The sequence below is a fragment of the Actinoplanes sp. CA-015351 genome (genome assembly GCF_050955685.1).
In the GTDB taxonomy this organism is placed as follows: domain Bacteria; phylum Actinomycetota; class Actinomycetes; order Mycobacteriales; family Micromonosporaceae; genus Actinoplanes.
Genome location: NZ_CP192102.1, coordinates 5,683,346 through 5,699,945, shown reverse-complemented (window position 1 = coordinate 5,699,945; position 16,600 = coordinate 5,683,346). Strand labels below are relative to the sequence as shown.

General features: G+C 70.2%; 12 protein-coding genes. 5 read left to right on the top strand and 7 right to left on the bottom strand.

The features are described from left to right. Nucleotides 1-676: 676 nt before the first annotated feature. Nucleotides 677-2,848 (bottom strand): SF1B family DNA helicase RecD2, encoded by a 2,172-nt coding sequence (recD2, locus tag ACQP2E_RS26020; RefSeq protein WP_433825561.1) that lies wholly within the window; start codon nt 2,846-2,848, stop codon nt 677-679. Between the two features lie 59 nt (nt 2,849-2,907). On the opposite strand from recD2, the gene ACQP2E_RS26015 reads away from it, so the two are divergent. Next, nucleotides 2,908-3,882, top strand: coding sequence for an acetylxylan esterase (locus tag ACQP2E_RS26015; RefSeq protein WP_433825560.1), 975 nt, complete (start codon nt 2,908-2,910; stop codon nt 3,880-3,882). Nucleotides 3,883-3,948: 66 nt separating this feature from the next. Here ACQP2E_RS26015 and ACQP2E_RS26010 read toward each other — a convergent pair whose 3' ends face one another. The 4 genes from ACQP2E_RS26010 to ACQP2E_RS25995 form a co-directional block, all read right to left on the bottom strand. Beyond that, entirely contained in the window at nt 3,949-4,218 is a 270-nt protein-coding gene (locus ACQP2E_RS26010) for a YggT family protein (RefSeq protein ID WP_433825559.1), read from the bottom strand. Between the two features lie 88 nt (nt 4,219-4,306). Then, nucleotides 4,307-5,131, bottom strand: a complete 825-nt coding sequence (locus ACQP2E_RS26005) for an aldo/keto reductase (RefSeq protein ID WP_433825558.1) — start codon at nt 5,129-5,131, stop codon at nt 4,307-4,309. Between the two features lie 837 nt (nt 5,132-5,968). Continuing rightward, nucleotides 5,969-7,429 carry a benzaldehyde dehydrogenase gene (locus ACQP2E_RS26000; RefSeq protein ID WP_433825557.1) on the bottom strand — a complete coding sequence of 487 codons (1,461 nt, stop codon included), beginning with the start codon at nt 7,427-7,429 and terminating at the stop codon, nt 5,969-5,971. A gap of 95 nt (nt 7,430-7,524) precedes the next feature. Beyond that, on the bottom strand, nt 7,525-8,334 hold the full coding sequence (locus ACQP2E_RS25995) for an IclR family transcriptional regulator (protein WP_433825556.1): 810 nt from the start codon (nt 8,332-8,334) through the stop codon (nt 7,525-7,527). Between the two features lie 154 nt (nt 8,335-8,488). On the opposite strand from ACQP2E_RS25995, the gene ACQP2E_RS25990 reads away from it, so the two are divergent. Further along, nucleotides 8,489-9,955, top strand: a complete 1,467-nt coding sequence (locus ACQP2E_RS25990; RefSeq protein WP_433825555.1) for an aldehyde dehydrogenase family protein — start codon at nt 8,489-8,491, stop codon at nt 9,953-9,955. Nucleotides 9,956-10,668: 713 nt separating this feature from the next. On the opposite strand, the gene ACQP2E_RS25985 is transcribed toward ACQP2E_RS25990, so the two are convergent. Then, nucleotides 10,669-11,292 (bottom strand): maleylpyruvate isomerase N-terminal domain-containing protein, encoded by a 624-nt coding sequence (locus tag ACQP2E_RS25985; RefSeq protein WP_433825554.1) that lies wholly within the window; start codon nt 11,290-11,292, stop codon nt 10,669-10,671. A 57-nt stretch (nt 11,293-11,349) separates the two neighbouring features. Between ACQP2E_RS25985 and ACQP2E_RS25980 the strand changes: the two genes are divergently transcribed. The 3 genes from ACQP2E_RS25980 (at nt 11,350) to ACQP2E_RS25970 (ending at nt 13,153) form a co-directional block, all read left to right on the top strand. Further along, nucleotides 11,350-11,946, top strand: a complete 597-nt coding sequence (locus tag ACQP2E_RS25980) for an HAD family hydrolase (RefSeq protein ID WP_433825553.1) — start codon at nt 11,350-11,352, stop codon at nt 11,944-11,946. Nucleotides 11,947-11,967: 21 nt separating this feature from the next. Next, nucleotides 11,968-12,423: a hypothetical protein gene (locus tag ACQP2E_RS25975; protein ID WP_433825552.1), complete on the top strand. Its 456-nt coding sequence runs from the start codon at nt 11,968-11,970 to the stop codon at nt 12,421-12,423. Between the two features lie 115 nt (nt 12,424-12,538). Then, nucleotides 12,539-13,153 carry an RraA family protein gene (locus ACQP2E_RS25970; protein WP_433825551.1) on the top strand — a complete coding sequence of 205 codons (615 nt, stop codon included), beginning with the start codon at nt 12,539-12,541 and terminating at the stop codon, nt 13,151-13,153. A gap of 72 nt (nt 13,154-13,225) precedes the next feature. On the opposite strand, the gene ACQP2E_RS25965 is transcribed toward ACQP2E_RS25970, so the two are convergent. After that, on the bottom strand, nt 13,226-16,591 hold the full coding sequence (locus tag ACQP2E_RS25965) for a bifunctional proline dehydrogenase/L-glutamate gamma-semialdehyde dehydrogenase (RefSeq protein ID WP_433825550.1): 3,366 nt from the start codon (nt 16,589-16,591) through the stop codon (nt 13,226-13,228). Nucleotides 16,592-16,600: the final 9 nt, after the last annotated feature.

The following is a 16,600-nucleotide window of genomic DNA, read 5'->3' as shown; positions in this document are numbered from 1 at the left end:
GCCGCGCACCCGCCGCGCACCCGCCGCGCACCCGCCGCGCACCCGCCGCGCACCGAAGCGCTCCGCCGCGCACCGAAGCGCTCCGCCGCGCACCGAAGCGCTCCGCCGCGCACCGCGGGGCCGGCTTTGCCACAGGCAGCCCCACAGTGTGTTGATTTAGGGTGCGATGCGAACCTGTAGTCGACACGAGCAGCCGTTTCGTCAGCGTGCGTGTGGACATTGGGTGCGGATCGAACCCTAAATCAACACACTGGACCCACACTGGGCTGCGGTCGTGCGGTCGTGCGGTCGTGCGGTCGTGCGGTCGTGCGGTTGCTCCGGCAGCGCCGAGCGAAACGGGCTGGGCGTTGGGCGCGGCGGCGGAACTTGTGAGTTTCGGGTCGGTCCGATGGCGCAACCGCACGCCGTCGTCTACTCAAGCGAATTGGACAGCAGGATCAGCCGTGAGTGCCGGCCATCACGAGAGTGCGAAAATTGCGAATCGGGCATATTGGTGGTGGCCCGTTCAGCCCTGTCCATCGAAACGCCAGAACACGAGTTCCGCCTCCGCGGAGCCCGTCCGTCACGCGGCCCAGCTCAGCTCGGTGTCACCTGCGAGCCGGCCCCGGGAAAACCGGCTGTGCGTCACGGCTGCCGGCTGTACGTCACGGCGACCGCCGCGTTAAGCCGGCCGTGACTACGACCCGAGCCGGCGGGTCAGTGCCGTGTGCCGACGCCCGGCGCTGACCGTGCGGACCGCGGCGGCCAGGGCCCGGCGCGAGCCGACGAGCACGACCAGTTTCTTGGCCCGGGTGATCGCGGTGTAGAGCAGGTTCCGCTGCAGCATCATCCAGGCGCTGGTGGTCAGCGGGATCACCACGGCCGGGTACTCCGACCCCTGCGAACGGTGGATCGTGATGGCGTACGCGTGTGCCAGCTCGTCCAACTCGTCGAAGTCGTATTCGATGACTTCGTCCTCGTCCGTGCGTACCGTCAGGGTCTGTTCCTCGGGCGAGAGCGCGGTGACGACGCCGACGGTGCCGTTGAAGACGCCTGCCGCGCCTTTGTCGTAGTTGTTCCGGATCTGGGTGACCTTGTCGCCGACCCGGAAGACGCGGCCACCGACCCGTTTCTCCGGAAGCCCCTCGCGGCCCGGGGTGAGCTGCTGCTGGAGCAGGCCGTTGAGCGCGCCGGCGCCGGCCGGTCCGCGGTGCATCGGGGCGAGGACCTGCACGTCACGGCGCGGGTCGAGGCCGAACTTGCGGCCGATCCGGTTGCAGACCACGTCGACGGTGAGGGCGGCGGCCTCCTCGGTGTCGTCGCACGGGAAGAGGAAGAAGTCGCGCATGCCGTCGAAGACCGGCGGCCGGCCCTGGTTGACGCGGTGGGCGTTGGTGACGACGCCGCTCTGCGCGGCCTGCCGGAAGATCTGGGTGAGCCGCACCCGGGGGATGGCCTCGGCGGCGAGCAGGTCGCGCAGCACCTCGCCGGCGCCGACCGAGGGCAGCTGGTCGACATCGCCGACGAGCAGCAGGTGCGCCCCCGGCGGAACCGCCTTGACCAGCTTGTTCGCCAGGATCAGGTCGAGCATGCTGGCCTCGTCGACGACGATCAGGTCGGCGTCGAGGGGGTTGTCCCGGTCGTACGTGGCCTCGCCGCCAGGCTGGAGCTTCAGCAGCCGGTGCACCGTCGCGGCGGGGTGGCCGGTCAGCTCGGCGAGCCGTTTCGCGGCCCGGCCGGTCGGCGCGACCAGCACGATCTTGGCTTGTTTCGCGGCGGCGAGCTCGACGATCGAGCGGACCGTGAAGCTCTTGCCGCAGCCGGGGCCGCCGGTGAGCACCGCGACCTTCGAGGTGAGGGCGAGTTTGACGGCCTGTTCCTGCTCGGCGGCGAGGTCGGTGCCGGTGCGTTTGTGCAGCCAGGCGAGGGCCTTGACCCAGTCGACGCCGGCAAACGATGGCAACTTATCCGATTTATCCGACAAAAGGCGAAGAAGTGTCGAAGCCAGCGACTGCTCAGCGCGGTGGAACGGCACCAAGTAAACCGAGTCGTCCTCGCGAACCACGCCCTCCTCCTCGATGAGCGACGCCAGGCAGGACGGGATCAGCCCCTCGGGTACCTCAAGGATCTTGGCGGCTTCCTCCGACAACTGTGCGACAGGCAGGAAACAGTGCCCGTTGTCGGTCGCCTGCGACAGCGTGTACTGCAGCCCCGCTTTCACCCGTTCCGGGCTGTCGTGCGGGATCCCGACCGCCTGCGCGATCGTGTCCGCCGTCTTGAAGCCGATGCCCCACACGTCCGACGCCAGCTTGTACGGCGAGTTCTTCACCACGGAGATGGACGCGTCCCCGTACTTCTTGAAGATCCGCACGGCGATCGAGGTGGACACCCCGACGCCCTGGAGGAAGACCATCACCTCCTTGATCGCCTTCTGCTCGGCCCAGGCCGAGGTGATCTTCGCGGTGCGTTTCGGTCCGAGGCCGGCCACCTCGATCAGCCGATCCGGTGACTCCTCGATGATCTCCAGGGTCTCCAGTCCGAAGTGGTCCACGATCCGCTCGGCGAAGACCGGCCCGATGCCCTTGACCAGCCCGGATCCCAAATATCGCCGAATTCCCTGGATGGTGGCCGGCAGCACCGTGGTGTACGAGATCACCTCGAACTGCCGCCCGTACTGTGCGTGCGATGACCACCAGCCGCTCAGCCGCAGGCTTTCCCCGGGCTGCGCGCCGAGCAGCGCGCCGACCACTGTCAGCAGGTCCGATCCGTGGCCGGTGGCGACCCGGGCCACGGTGTACCCGGTCTCCTCGTTCACATAGGTGAGTCGTTCGAGTACCGCTTCCAGCACGTGGGGGGAGGCCTTTGACACGCTGCCATGGTGCCTCGTCCTCTGGAACGTGACCACGGCAGGGCATAGCGTGATCACTCATGGCGCTGTTTGACTTTCCACTCCACGAATTGCGCACGTACCGTCCCTCTCACCCCGAACCGGCCGGTTTCGACACCTTCTGGTCCGGCACGCTCGCTGCGGCCCGCCGTGCTGCCATCCCGCCCAAGGTGGCCGAGGCAGAGACCCCGCTGCGGGGCATCACCACGTACGACGTGACGTTCAGCGGGTACGCCGGCCAGCCGGTGAAAGCCTGGCTGAACCGTCCGGCGGGCAGCACCGGCCCGCTGCCGGTCGTCGTCGAGTTCATCGGTTACGGCGGGGGCCGCGGCCTGCCGATCGACTGGCTCGTCTGGGCCAGCGCCGGGTTCGCTCACCTGATCATGGACACCCGGGGTCAGGGCGGCAGCTGGCGCGGCGGGGACACCCCCGACCCGGACGAGTCCGGTTCCGGCCCGTCGTCGCCCGGTTTCCTGACCCGGGGCGTGCAGGCGCCGGAGTCGTTCTACTACCGGCGGCTGATCACCGACGCGGTACGCGCCGTGGAGACAGCGGCCGAACTGCCCGGCGTCGACGCCTCCCGGATCGTCGTCACCGGTAAGAGCCAGGGCGGCGCGCTGTCGCTGGCCACTGCCGGTCTGGTGCCCGATCTGGTGTCGGCGGTGGTGTCGGCCGTGCCGTTCCTCTGCGACATCCGGAGAGCCGTCACGGTCACCGACATCAACCCGTACGCCGAGGTGGTCCGGTTCCTGCGGACGAACCCGCACCTGGCGGAGAAGACCCTGAACACGCTCGACCACGTCGACGCGGTGCACTTCGCCCGCCGGGTCACCGCGCCGGCGCTGCTGTCGGTGGGCCTGATGGACGACGTCTGCCCGCCGTCCGGGGTGTTCGGCGCATACAACGCGATCCCCGGCGAGAAGCGGATCGAGGTCTACGAGTGGGATGGCCACGAGGGCGGCCGGACGTACTTCGACACCCTGGCCTGTGAGTTCGTCGACGACATCGTGCGATGACGACGAAACGGCCCGGACCGCAGAGAGCGGTCCGGGCCGGGACGAAGCCGTACAGGCCGAGGGAAACTAGATCAGCGCGCGGAGAATGCCGATCGCCAGGAAGACCAGGATGAACGACAGGTCGATCGAGACACCGCCGACCCGCAGCGGCGGGACGATCCGCCGGACCGGAGCCAGGATCGGCTCGGTCACCGTGTAGACCGCGCTCATCGCCCGGGAGCGGATCGAGCCGGGCATGGCCGGACCCGCCAGGGCGACGCTCCAGTCGAGGACCGCGCGGGCGATCAGCAAGAACTGGACCACGAGCAGAACCAGACCGACAAGAGCGAGAAGCATCGCGGAACCTCCAACTGCGGGGTGTGTGCCTTAACTATGAGTCGGCTTCCTGTGTGCTTCCTTTACGTTTCCTGAGCCACTGAAAAACCTAGTTGAAGTGCAGCGGGTGCGGTCCGGTGCGCCCGTCCCGCTCCAGGCCGTCGATCTCGGCCACCTCGGCGGGCGTCAGCTCGAAATCGAAGATCGCCAAGTTCTCCCGGATCCGGGACGGGGTGACCGACTTCGGGATCACCACCCGGCCCTGCTGCACGTGCCAGCGCAGCACCACCTGGGCCGGCGACCGGCCGTGGGTCGCGGCGATCGAGGTCACCCGCGGGTCGTCGAGCACGCCGGCCTGGGCGAGCGGGCTCCACGCCTCGGTCACCACACCCAGCTCGGCGCCGGCCGCCTGCACCTCACGCTGCTGCAGCGCGGGATGCACCTCGATCTGGTTCACCGCCGGAACGGTGCCGCCGAGATCCGCCACGGCACGCAGGTGTTCCGGGAAGAAGTTGGAGACGCCGATCGCGCGTACCCGCTTCTGCTCGTAGAGCGTCTCCAGCGCCCGCCAGGTGTCCAGGTACTTCTCGTGCTTCGGCGTCGGCCAGTGGATCAGGTACAGATCCAGGTGGTCGAGCCCGAGCCGCGCCAGGCTGGCGTCGAACGCGCTCAGCGTCGCGTCGTACCCCTGATCGCTGTTCCACACCTTGGTGGTGACGAACAGCTCGTCGCGCGGGATCCCGGCGTCGCGCAGAGCGGCGCCGACACCCGCCTCGTTGCCGTAGACAGCCGCGGTGTCGATGCTGCGGTAACCCGCCTCCAGCGCGCTGGTGACCGCGGCGGCAGTGTCCGCCTCGGGGATCTGGAAGACGCCGTAGCCGATCTGCGGCATGGTGATGCCGTTGTTGAGAGTGATGACTGGCGTGTCAGCCATGCGATTCGCCTCCGGGTTGCGTTGCGGTGCCCTAACGCTTACCCCGAAACCCGCATGATCAACAACGCTTTCCGGCAAGCCGCCTCGCGGCCCAGGGTGGTGGGCGCGGCGGGTGCGGCGCATTCATCTCGGGAGATCCGCAGATCAACCCCTTTTTGGTACGCGTAACCGCAAGCGCCAGTCCGCCCCCGGAGGGGACACGGCTCCCGCAGACAGCGAAAGCTCGCGCCGTCACGGCAGACTTGCCGCCGGCTGGGCGGTGGCCAATGGTCGCGCCGGGCGGCTCGCCGCCGGCTCGGTGGGTGGCAGTGGGCGCGCTCACCGGCTCGCCGCCGGGTCTGCGGCGGCGGTTCCGGGGTCGCCGGGTGCTGGCGAGGAGGCTGCGGCGGAGCCGGCAGGGTGCGATGCCACCGGTCGGGCCGTGCTGCTCCAAGGGAGTGCGGTCCAGGGGAGTCCGGGCGGGGGTGGGCCTGACTCGACGGGGGGATGGGTGAGGTCGGGGGATGGTCCGGACGGTGGGGGCGCGGTCAGCTGGATGGGGAACCGGCTGCCGCGCGGGTGGGCTCACAACCCGACCAGCCGTCGGGTGGCGCCCGGTCTCCGTCTGACCGGTGGGCTTCCCGGGGCCGCCGGCGCCGGTGCTGGCGCTGGTGGCCGGACCCGGGGAAGCAACCGGCCCGTCAGGGGGTCGGTGGGCTTGGTTTCCGGCGATGGGGTCGTGCTCCGGGATCCGGCAACCGGCATCGCCTCGGCTCGATTCATGGCGCTCATTATTGATGACCGTGCATCCGATGCAAGCATCTTGCCTCCGCTTTAACTACGCGGAAACAAGTTTCCTCAGAACGGGTACACCGGCGGCTTGTCACGCACGGTGACCCAGCGGGTCTCGGTGAACGCTTCGACGTTGGCGGCCGGGCCACCGAAGCGTGAGCCGGTTCCGGAGGCGGCCACCCCGCCGAACGGACTGTTCGCCTCGTCGCTGACCGTTTGATCATTGATGTGCACGATGCCGGTCGGCACCCGGTCGGCGAGCGCGAGCCCTTTCATGACGTCGCGCGTCACGATACCCAGTGACAGACCGTACTCACTGGCGGTGGCGAGCCGGACCGCCTCCTCCTCGTTGCGGAATCGCAGCACCGGCGCGACCGGACCGAAGATCTCCTCGACGAACGCGGGCGTGTCGTCGGCGACGTCGGCGAGCACGGTGGGGGAGTAGAAGAGATCACGGTAGGTGCCGCCGGCCGCGATCCGGGCGCCGTAACCGGCCGAGCGGGTCACCACACTGTGGATCTTGTCGCGCTGGGCGGCGTCGATGATCGGGCCGAGCACGACGGTTTCCCGGGCCGGGTCGCCGACCGGCAGAGCGTTCGCCTTCGCGGCGAGCCGTTCCACGAAATCGTCGTAGAGCCGTTCGTGCACCAGGTGCCGCCCGGTCGTCATGCAGATCTGGCCCTGGTGGAACCAGGAGCCGAACGACGCCGCGTTCACGGCAGCCTCGACGTCCGCGTCGTCCAGCACGATCAGCGCCGAGTTGCCGCCGAGTTCCAGGTGGGCCCGCTTGAGGTGCTCACCGGCGAGCGCGCCGACCCGGCGGCCGGCCGCGGTCGAGCCGGTGAACGAGATGACCCGGACCAGGTGGTGAACCACCAGGGCCTCGCCGACGCCGGCGCCACCCGGCAGCACCTGGAAGACACCCGGCGGCAGCCCGGCCTCCTCGAAGATCCGGGCCAGGGCGACCCCGCCGGTGACAGCGGTACGCGGATCCGGCTTGAGGATCACCGCGTTGCCGAGCGCCAGGGCCGGCGCCACCGAACGGATCGCCAAGATGATCGGCACGTTGAACGGGGCGATCACCGACACCACGCCGGCCGGCACCCGCCGCGCCATCGACAGGCGCGGCTCCTCGCTGGGCAGCAGTTCGCCGTACGGCCGGGACGGCAGCGCGGCGGCCTCGTAACACTCCTGCTCGGCGGTGTGCAGGGCGAACCCGGCCATCGGCGGGATCGCCCCGACCTCGCGTACGTTCCAGCCGCTGATCTCCTCGGCGTGCTCGGCCCAGAGCTGCCCGGCCCGGCGCAGCACCGCGGCACGTGCCGTGTGCGGGGTAGCGGCCCAGGCCCGCTGTGCCTCGGCGGCGGCGCGGGCGGCCTCGTCGACATCGGCGGGGGTGGCCTGCCCGATCCGGCCGAGCACGGTGCCGGTGGCGGGTTCGACGACGTCGTACCCCTCGCCGCGGCCCGGCCGCCAGGCCCCACCGATGAAGATGTTGCCGGTCCAGGTCTTCTCGTCGAGGAGCATGTGCCCGCCCTCTCTGCGTGCTGGGGTTCGCCGACGCTATGCCCATGTTTCCGGCAGATCAACAGAGTGTTCGACTCACTGAAACGCTGTGCCGGTTATCGGTACCCCAGGCGGTTCGAGATCTCGGCGGCGCTGTGCCGCAGCGGGCGTTCCAGCCGGCCGACCACCGCATCGGCCGTTGTCGACCAGACCGTCAGGTGCACCGCGATGTTGATCGCGGCGACCACCCGCCCGGTCCGGTCGCGTACCGGCGCCGCGACCGACCGCAGCCCGGCCGCCAGCTCCTCGTCGTTGACCGCCACGCCGCTCTGCCGGATCCGGGCCAGGGCCGCGGTCAGCTGTTCCCGGTTGGTCAGCGTCTTCGACCCGCGCCGGGCGAAGTCGGTGCGGTCCAGAAGCCCGCGCAGCACGGCCGGCTCCTGATGGGCGAGCAGAACCTTCCCCATCGACGTGCAGTACGCCGGCAGCCGCGACCCGACGTGCAGGTTCAGCGCCATCGCGAATCCGCCGCTGGACCGGCAGCTGCGCCGGCGCTCGACGTAGATGATGTCGGTGCCGTCCAGCACCGCCATGCTCACCGTGTACCCGGTCTCGTCGGCCAGCGCCTGCAGGTACGGCGCCGCCGCCCGGTTGACCTCCAGGGCGTTGATCGCGGCGAATCCGAGGTCCACCACGCGCGGCCCGAGCGAGTACTTCTTCGTCTCCGGATCCTGCTGGAGGTACCCGAGCCGGGCCAGCGTCGCCACGTACCGGTAGGTGGTGCTCTTGTTCAGCGCGACGGCCCGGGACAGGTCGGCGACGCCGAGCACCGGCGTTGTCTCGTTGAACGACGACAGGATTGCCAGCCCGCGCTCGAGCGACTGGGAGAAACTGCTGCTCGTGGTGCTGTCCTCATCGAGGGCCATGCCGCATCGTAACGTCGCGTTCGACTCTGTGAAACACGCTGTTGACCGTCGGAATCCACAGCAATATCTGCCGCACGGGAGGTCGACATGGGCACGGGCCGGTGAAGTCCGGTGAATTTTCGGCTGTTGCCGGTCGGCTACCATCTGCAGCGCGATGGACCAGGAGATCAGTGCCGTGCGGCACCACATCGGCGGGGTCTGGACCTCCAGTGTCAACGGGCGTGTCTTCGAGAAACGCGACCCGTGGACCGGCGGGGTCTTCGCGTCCGTGGCGGCCGGCGACGCCGACGACGCCCTGGCGGCGGTTTCTGCCGCCTCCGATGCTTTCGACGCCTGGGCCGCGTCGTTACCGGGGCAGCGGCAAGAGATCTTTCTGCGGGCCGCTGCGATCCTGGACGGCCGGCGTTCCGAGGTACGGCGCCTGCTGGCTTCGGAGACCGGCTGCGGCGTCACCTTCGCCGGCATCCAGCTGGACTTCTGCGTCAACCTGCTCCGGCAGGCGGCCGGGCTGGCGTACGCGCCGTCCGGGCAGATCATCCCCTCCGATCTGGACGGCACCCGTGCCCTCGCGATGCGGCGTCCGGTCGGGGTGGTCGCCGCGATCGCCCCGTGGAATGCTTCCCTGGTCCTCGCGGGCCGGGCCGTCGTCGCGCCGATCGCGGTCGGCAACACCGTGGTGCTCAAGCCGTCCGAGGAAGCGCCGTTCACCGGCGGCGCCTTCTGGGCCGAACTGCTCGCCGAGGCCGGCCTGCCCGCCGGCGTGCTCAACGTGATCACCCACGCGCCCGGTGAGGCAGGCGTCATCGCCGAGACCCTGATCGCCGACCCCCGGGTACGCCGGATCAGCTTCACCGGCTCCACCGTCACCGGCCGCCGCCTCGCCGAACTCGCCGGCCGCCACCTGAAACGAGCCGTCCTCCAGCTCGGCGGCCACAACCCGCTGCTCGTGCTCGCCGACGCCAACCTGGACTACGCCGTCGACGCGGCGGTGTACGGCGCGTTCGTGCACAGCGGGCAGACCTGCATGTGCGCCCGCCGGATCATCGTGGACCGGGCGATCAGCGACGAGTTCACCTCACGTTTCGTCGCCCGGGCCGCTTCGCTGCCGTCCGGGGACCCCGCCGACCCGGCCACCGTGATCGGTCCGGTGATCAACGAGTGGGCGTTGTCGCTGCTCTCCCGCCGCGTCACCGAGGCCGTAGATCTCGGCGCCGTGCTGCTGACCGGCGGCGTGCCGTCCGGCCGCTGCTTCCCGCCGACGGTCCTGTCCGGGGTGCCCGACTCGGCGGAGCTGGCCTTCGACGAGACCTTCGGCCCGGTCGTCATGATCGAAGAGACGTCCTCCGTCGACGAAGCGGTGAACCGGGCGAACGCCTCAGCTTTCGGCCTGACAGCGGGCGTGATCACCGGCGACGCCTATGGTGGCCTCGATCTGGCGCGGCGCCTGCAGGCCGGCATAGTCCACATCAACGACCAGCCGGTCAACGACGAACCCCAGATGCCCTTCGGCGGCGTCAAGGACAGCGGCGCGGGCCGATTCGGCATGGGCTTCGCCGCCGAGGAGTTCACCGAAACCCAGTGGCTGACGGCCCGCCAATCCACCCGCCCATTCCCCTTCTAGCCGCGCACGCCACCCGGCAGCTTCTCAGGTTCCGCCATGTGTGGAGCGGTAGCGGGTTCGTGGCGGAGTGGCGGGGTGGCGGTGTGGCGGTGTGGCGGCGTGGCGGTGTGGCGGGGTGGCGCCGTGGCGGTTTCTCGGTGCGCGGTGCCGTTCGAAGATCTTGTGCGGTTTGGCCGGCTGATCGACCACAAGTGCACGAGATTGCGGTGACGGCCGTCAGCGCCATGTCGGTTTCGGCCAACGCGGTGCTTCACCCTTCGGCGTGGTGAGCGCGGGCTTCACGGGTTCGGCGTGGTGAGCGCGGTGCTTCACGGGTTCGGCGTGGTGAGCGCGGTGCTTCATGGTTTCGGCGTGGTGAGCGCGGTGCCTTTCGGATCTTGTGGACTTCGACGAACCGTTTGTGCGTAACTCCGCAAGATCGGCCAGGCTTGTTCGATCTTGCGGAGTTGTGCGGCCCCGTCTGCGGGGAAGTCCACAAGATCCACGCAGAGCAGAGCAGAGCAGAGCAGAGCAGAGCAGAGCGGAGCGGCGCCAAGCGGGTGGGGGCGGAGCGCGGGTGGGGGCAGAGCGCGGGTGGGGGCAGAGCGCGGGTGGGGGCAGAGCGCGGGTGGGGGCAGAGCGCGGGTGGGGGCAGAGCGCGGGGCAAGCCTGAGCGGGGCCGGGCACTGGTGGTGGTTGGTGTGGGTGGGGAGGCTGTTTGGCGTACGGTGGTTTTAGAGGATTGTGAAGTTTGTCGGTAAGGGTGTGCGGCCTGTCAGCGCGCGGAGGATCGCTGGGCCGTCGCCCAGGGTGACCGCGAGGCGGGCCGCGAGCGACGCTGTCTCGGACAGGGTGTCGTGGTCGAAAGTGATCGGGATGTCAGCGGCCTCGGCGGCGTCGGAGGCGTGCACCACCAGCTCGAACGTGCGGGTGGGGAGCCAGTCGGCTACGCGCATGCCGCCTGCCGGTGTCACGATCAGATCATCGTCGCCGGCTTGGGCGAGGGCTGCGGTGGCCTGGCCGACGAAGCCGCTGACCGCGTCCGCCGGGCGTTCGCCCAATGCTTTGCCGGTCTCGCGGGCATCGACGGTTGACGCTGTTCTGGCGGCCGCGACCACCGTTGCCGGCGCGCGGCGGGCCGCGGCGAAATAGAACTCCGGGGCCGGGACCACCAGCATCGGGGCCTGCTGGGCGAGGAGCTCGGGCACCCGGCGCAACGCCGAACTGACCGTGTGGCCGAGCAGGTCACGCAGCGTCCACTCGCCCAGGCCCGGACCGTCCAGCCGGTCCGGCGGGATCCGGGAGACCAGGTCGGCGAACGCGATCGCGGCGGAGCGGTAGGTGCGGCGGTAGTCCATGTCACCAACCTGCCATGTGCGGGCCGCGGCGGCGAGCCGCCGCCGTAACCTGCGTTGGTGCTGCTACCCGTGCCGGACGGCGACTATCAGGCGTACCTCTTCGACTGCGACGGAACGATCACCGACTCGATGCCGGCGCACTATGTCGCCTGGCAGGCGGCGCTCGCCGAGTGGGGATGTGTGTTCCCGGAGGAGCTGTTCTACGCGTGGGGCGGGCGGCCGGTGGCTGACATCGTGGCCTCGCTCAACGCGGATCAGGGCCTGGACATGCCGGTTCATCAGGTCGCCGAGCGGCAGGAGGAGCTGTTCCGGGCCGGGCTGCCCAGCATCACCGGTGTGCCGGGCGTGCTCGAACACATCGAGGACGCGTACGGCCGGCTGCCGATCGGCGTGGTCTCCGGCAGCACCCGGCTCGCCGTCACCGCCTCGCTCGAAGCGCTCGGGCTGCTCGACCGGTTCGAGACGTTGGTCTGCGCGGGTGAATACCCGCGGCCCAAGCCGTTTCCGGACGCGTACCTGCTCGGGGCCTCGCTGCTCGGCGTCGACCCCGCCCGCTGCCTCGCCTTCGAGGACACCGAGCTCGGCGTCGCGGCCGCTGTCGCGGCCGGGATGACCGCGGTGCGCGTACCGCCGCCGTGGGAACGCCGTTTGTGACGGTTATCTATTCTGGGTGGCATGCTGACGGCCGAGAGACAGAGCATCTGGCGCTCGCGATACAACCTGCTGCTCGACGGCGCGCAGGTGACCACCTGGGACTCGAGCGTCTGGCGAAGCGGCGGTTCCTTCACCCTTGACGACCAGACCTTTACGGTACGCGCCAACGGCTGGGGAACGAAGTACACGATGACCAGCGGCTCCGGTGCCGTGGTCGCCGAGGCGGCGAAGGTGAACCGGAAGAACTGGACAGTGGCGGCCGGCGGCCGGACGTTCGACTTCCAGCGGACCTCGGTCTGGCGCAACGACCAGCAGATGCTGCACAACGGCATGCCGGTCGGCACGATCCGCAAGACCAGCAGCTGGACCGGCAACCTGGAAGCCGACCTGCCCGGCCTCGACCTGCCCGTTCAGATCTTCGTTCTCGGCGTGCTGATCGCCGTGGCGGAGGCCGCAGCGGCCGCGGCAGCCGCCTGAGTGCGGCGGGATCCCGGCGGCCTGACAGTTGCGGGATCCCGGCGGCCTGACAGTTGCGGGATCCCCTCGGTGACCGGCAGCCTGATCATGGGTGCCGCCCACCGATGGAGGAAGTATGACCGGTTTCGACAGCATTCCGCCTACCACGCTCGCTGACGTGCTCGACCGTTCACGAGTGATGGACATCGGCATCCGGCCGCTCTGGACGCCGGTGCCGCGGATCGCCGGTCCGGCGTTCACCGTGAGCTGCCCGCCCGGCGACAACCTGATGCTGCACGCCGCCATCTATCGGGCCGCACCGGGTTCCGTGGTCGTCGTGCAGTCCGGTGATCTCGACTATGCCCTGGCCGGCGGGAACGTCTGCGCGGTGGCGCATCGGCGGGGCATCGCGGGGTTCGTCCTGGACGGCTTGATCCGTGATCTCGGCGAGGTGCGGGAGATCGGGTTCCCGGTGTTCGCGCGGGGCGTCATCCCGATCCCGGGTACGAAGTCCGAGCTGGGCACCCACGGCCGTGACGTGGTCTGCGGCGGTGTCGTCGTCGGTCCCGGCGATGTGGTGGTGGCCGACGAGGAGGGTGTCGTGGTGGTGCCGCGGGACCGGTCCTCGGAGGTGCTCGAGGCCGCTCGGGCGAAGCTCGCCAAGGAGGAGGCGGAGACCCTCGACGACTGGCAGGAGTCGCACCGGGCCCGCATCGAGAAGGCGCTGGCAGGCCACGGCTTCACGGGTTAGAGCCCCCGGCCGGCTCGCACTGCTGTCTCACCGGTGGCGGGACAGCAGTGCGAGCCGGCCAGGAAGATCGGTTCAGAGGACCTCGGCGGCCAGTGCCAGGGGGTTGCCGAAGCGGTGTGCCGTGATGCTGACCGCCTGCTCGTGCAGGAACGGCAGCAGCTCCACCTGACCGGATTCGGTCACCGGCCCAGACCAGACGGCCAGATCCGGGCGTCCACCGGTCGCCTCGGTAAGGGCGGACGCTGATCCTCCGATGAGGCGTACCCGGCCGGCGCCCTGCCCGGCTGCGAACGTGGCGTCGTCCTCGACCACCGCGCCCGGGAGCAGGGCTGCCAGCGACGCCGGCAGGGGCGACGCCGTCGACACCCGCACGTCGGCGCCGGCGAGGGTGCCTGCCGCGAGTACCCGTACCAGGTCCGCGACCGAGCCGCCGGCGGCCAGCCGGACCGTCACCGGGCACGGGACGTACCGCAGCACGTTGCGCTCGGCGGACAGGCCGGAGACGTCGGACGGCTCCAGCGCGGACAGCGCGAACGCCGCGTCACTGCGAGCAGCCCGCTCGACCCGCGCGACATCCGCGGCGGACAGGGCGGAAGCGGCGGACAGCAGCGCCCGGACACCGTCGTGGGTCACCGGGGCCGTGGCTGACGACTCGCGGGATTCCCAGCCGGTCAGGCCGACCAGGTAGTTCGGGCCGCCGGCCTTGGTTCCGGCGCCCACCGCGGACTTCTTCCAGCCGCCGAACGGCTGGCGGCGCACGATCGCGCCGGTGATGCCGCGGTTGACATAGAGGTTGCCGGCCTGAACCCGGTCCAGCCACGTGCGGATCTCGCCGGCGTCGAGCGAGTGCAGACCCGACGTCAGACCGTAATCCACCTCGTTGACCAGCTCGATCGCCTCGTCGAGGCTGCCGGCCGTCATGATGCCGAGGATCGGCCCGAAGTACTCGGTGCGGTGGTACGCCGACCCGCGCCGCACACCGTCGCGTACGCCCGGGCTCCACAGCTTGCCCGAGTCGTCGAGCGAACGCGGCTCCAGAAGCCACTTCTCGCCGGCGCCGAGCGTGGTCAGACCGTCGAGCAGCTTGCCGGCGGCCGGCTCGACCAGCGGGCCGACCTGGCTACGCGGATCGGCGGGGTACCCGACCTCCAGCGACGACACCGCGTCCAGCAGCTGTGTCCGGAACCGGTCGGACCGGGCGACACTGCCGACCAGCACGACCAGCGAAGCCGCCGAGCACTTCTGGCCCGCGTGCCCGAAAGCGGACGACACGACGTCCTTCACGGCGAGGTCCAGGTCGGCGCTCGGCGTGACGATGATGGCGTTCTTCCCGCTGGTCTCGGCGAGCAGCGGCAGGTCGGTACGGAACGAGCGGAACAGCTCAGCCGTCTCGTACGCGCCGGTCAGGATCACCCGGTCGACGAGCGGGTGCGCAATGAGCGAGCGGCCCAGTTCGTTCTCCTCGACCTGCAGCAGGGTGACCAGGTCGGGGTCGGCCCCGGCGGCGCCGAGAGCGTCGCGGATGACGCCGGCCAGCACGGTGCCGCAGCGTTCGGCCGGCCCGGCCGGCTTGAGCACCACGGACGAGCCGGCGGCCAGCGCGGCGAGCACCGAGCCGGCCGGGATGGCGACCGGGAAGTTCCACGGCGGCGTGACCAGGGTGAGCCGGGCCGGCACCGGGACGGCACCGTCGGTTGCGGTGAGCGCGGCCGAGAGCTCGGCGTAGTAGTGCGCGAAGTCGACGGCCTCGGAGATCTCCGGGTCGGCCTGGTCAGCGGTCTTGCCGGCCTCGGCGGCCATCACTTCGAGGAACGTGTAGCGGTGGGCTTCGAGCGCCTCACCGATCTGGTGGAGCACGGCCCGGCGGTCGGCGCCGCCCCACGACGCGGCGGCGGCCTTCTCCAGCGCGGCGTCCAGGTGCGCCTGGTCGCTGATCCGCGGCAGGTCGAGGCCGAGCTGCGACGACGCGGACCGCTCCAGAACCGCACGCACCCGGGTCCGGTTGGCGGCCACCGCCGGGTCGGTGTCCGCGGTGTTGACGAACAGACCGGGCTCCGAGCGCGGCACGGCGGCATAGCGGTCGGCCACCCGGTGCGCGAGCGGGATCTCGGCGGGCGAGGAGTCCAGGTCAGCGAGGGAGGCCAGGAACCGCTGCTCCTCCCGGGCGAACAGCTCCGCCGACGTGTGCAGCTCGAACACCGCCGACATGAAGTTGTCCGGGCTCGCGCCCTCTTCCAGCCGTCGGATCAGGTACGCGATCGCCACGTCGAACTGCTCCGGGCGTACCACGGGGGTGTAGAGCAACAACCCACCGACCTCGCGCCGGACCGCCTCGGCTTGGCCTTCGGCCATGCCGAGCAACATCTCGAACTCGATCCCGGCGCGCACGTCCCGCTTCCCTGCCAGGACCCAGGCGTACGCGACATCGAACAGGTTGTGACCGGCCACGCCGAGCCGGACGTTGGTGATCCGATCGGGGTGCAGCGCGTAGTCGAGGACCCGCTTGTAGTTGGTGTCGGTCGCCTGCTTGCTGTCGCAGGTGGCGACCGGCCAGCCGTGCAGCTCCGACTCGACCCGTTCCATCGGCAGGTTCGCGCCCTTGACCAGGCGCACCTTGATGCCGGCGCCGCCACGCTCGCGGCGCGCCGCCGACCACTCCTGCAGGCGCATCATCGCGCGCAGCGCGTCCGGCAGATAGGCCTGCAGCACGATGCCGGCTTCGAGCTTGAGCAGCTCGGGACGGTCCAGGAGCTTGGTGAAGACCGCGATCGTGAGGTCGAGGTCCTTGTACTCCTCCATGTCGAGGTTCACGAACTTGCCGGTGTCGGCGGCAAGCGTGAAGAGCGGCGTCAGCTCCTCGACGATGTCGGCGACCGACTCCTCGAACGCCCACGGGTTGTGCGGGGCGACCGTCGACGACACCTTGATCGACACGTAGTCGACGTCGGGGCGGGCGAGCAGGCGCTCGGTGCTCTTGAGCCGCTGGGCTGCCTCGCCACGGCCGAGGACGGCCTCGCCGAGCAGGTTCACGTTGAGCCGGACGTCGCGCTTCCTGATCCGGGCGATCGCCTTGCCGAGGCGGGCGTCGGACGCGTCGACGATCAGGTGACCGACCATGTGCCGCAGCGCGCGCCGGGCGATCGGTACGACCACGCCGGGCATGATCGGGGCGAAGAAGCCGCCGGCGCGTACCGCGGCGCGCAGGTGCAGCGGCAGGAACGCGGGGACGTCGGCGGAGAGTGAGCGCAGGGCCCGGGCGCTGACCCGCAGGTCCTCCGGGCGGATCACACCGTCGACGAAGCCGACCGTGAACGCGAGGCCCTTCGGGTCGCGCAGCACGCCGGCGAGCTGGGCTGCCGAGCCGCCGACGCGAACGTCCGCGGCCTCGCGCAGCCAGCGCCGTACCAGGGCGATCGTCTCTTCGGCGATCTCAGACATCGGGATGCT